This is a genomic window from Tepidibacter formicigenes DSM 15518 (assembly GCF_900142235.1).
Lineage (GTDB): Bacteria > Bacillota > Clostridia > Peptostreptococcales > Peptostreptococcaceae > Tepidibacter > Tepidibacter formicigenes.
In genome coordinates, this window is sequence record NZ_FRAE01000134.1 from 1 (window position 1) to 1,763 (window position 1,763).

The following is a 1,763-nucleotide window of genomic DNA, read 5'->3' on the forward strand; positions in this document are numbered from 1 at the left end:
AACGTATATATAGATTTTTATAAAAAATAATAAAAAAAGTTAAAAGTGGTTGATTATTTAACTTTAAAACGTCTCTTATATAGTGTAAGGCAAAACGAACTAGCTAGGAAGTTCAAACTTACAAAATAAAAAATATAAAACAAAAGGAGAGATTTATTATGAGTTCATATTTAAAATATTCATGTAAGAAAGAAACTGTATACAGCGGTATATATAGATATAAAGTATCTAATGGAGATAAGACTATTACTACACCTTATATTCACAGTGGTAATGCTGGTGATACAGAAATTAAAAAAATAGTTTCAGTAATAAATAATTTGGAGTATTATATGGATAATGGAAAAAATGCATTTGAGAATGTGGTAGGGTCTGTTTTAATGAATAAGATAGCTGAAAAATTCGGATTAACAGATGAAGTAACGGCAATGGTTTCGTTAGCTAATTCTATTAAAAGTAAAGAAAAAACAACAGCTGAAAAAGTAATAGACTTTTTAAAAACTACTTTAGGATTTATTAAAATACCAGATGCTTTTTTAATAGGAGATGTAGTAGTTGCGATTGTAGATTATCATGAAACTAAAATAGCATTTGAAACGTTAGATGATTTAATATAAAAAAGCTCGTGGACTTACTTAGTAAGTTCACGAGTTTTTTTATAATAGATTATTATGATAAGATTAATTATCATATAATAAATATTAGAGTTGGTTCCATAAAGAAAAGGAGAGGTTTTTTTGAAAGAGTATTTTTTTATTTTTGGTTTGATAGCTCTAGTTATAGGAAACATAATAATACAAACTACTAATATTTATTTTTCGCATAAAAACAAAAAGCGTTGTAAATGGTATAAAATAAGTATTGCTTCTTTTTTGGGTAGGATTTTAGAAAAAAAATACCCTTTGGCAAAGCCTATTTTAAGAATACTAGAAAGTGGGTTTTTATTGTATTTAGTTTACCTGTATTTAAGTCAAGCTTCTTAAATTGTATTAAAGTTCATAAAAAGCTTTTACGTTAGTTCTTAAATACTCGTTTAATGTATTGTTGAGGTTTTATATGATAACGTACATTATACAAAGTGTAGCAATTATTTAAAAACTATCATAAAAAGAGGGAGGTTAAAAACTGTTAAATAAAATCTATAAAAATATGCAAAAATCTATTGAATAATATCACATTATTTGATCTGATTATATAGAGGTGATAATTAATGAAATATTATTCAATAGGTGAGTTCGCTAAAGAAATAGGTAAAACTCCTCAAACATTAAGAGATTGGCATAAAAAAGGCACATTCATTCCACATCATATAACTGATGGTGGCACAAGGTATTATTCTCAAGAGCAACTTAATCATTTTTTAGGAATTAAGGGAATTGAAACTAAAACTAAAAAAGTAATAGGATATTGTAGAGTTAGTTCTCATAAGCAAAAAGATGACCTTGAAAGACAAATTGAAAATGTTAAGACCTATATGTATGCTAAAGGTTATCAGTTTGATATTATAAAAGATATAGGCAGTGGGATTAACTACAATAAAAAGGGATTAAATCAATTAATAGATATGATAACTAATTCAGAAGTTGATAAAGTAGTAATTTTGTATAAGGATAGATTAATAAGGTTTGGCTATGAACTTATAGAAAATCTATGTGATAAATATGGTACTACTATTGAAATTATAGACAATACAGAAAAGACCGAAGAACAGGAGTTAGTTGAGGATTTAATTCAAATTGTTACAGTTTTTAGTTGTAGACTTC

2 protein-coding genes are annotated in these 1,763 nt (G+C 25.8%); both read left to right on the top strand.

The genetic code is table 11. The features are described 5' to 3' along the window. Nucleotides 1-158: 158 nt before the first annotated feature. Entirely contained in the window at nt 159-617 is a 459-nt protein-coding gene (locus BUA77_RS13155; protein WP_072891042.1) for a hypothetical protein, read from the top strand. Between the two features lie 593 nt (nt 618-1,210). Next, the coding region (locus BUA77_RS13165) for an IS607 family transposase (RefSeq protein WP_072891047.1) at nt 1,211-1,763 on the top strand (553 nt) is incomplete at its 3' end.

What these genes read in the sequence shown, in the direction of transcription:
- BUA77_RS13155 (WP_072891042.1), top strand. Translation starts at nt 159, where the DNA reads ATGAGTTCATATTTAAAATATTCATGTAAGAAAGAAACTGTATACAGC.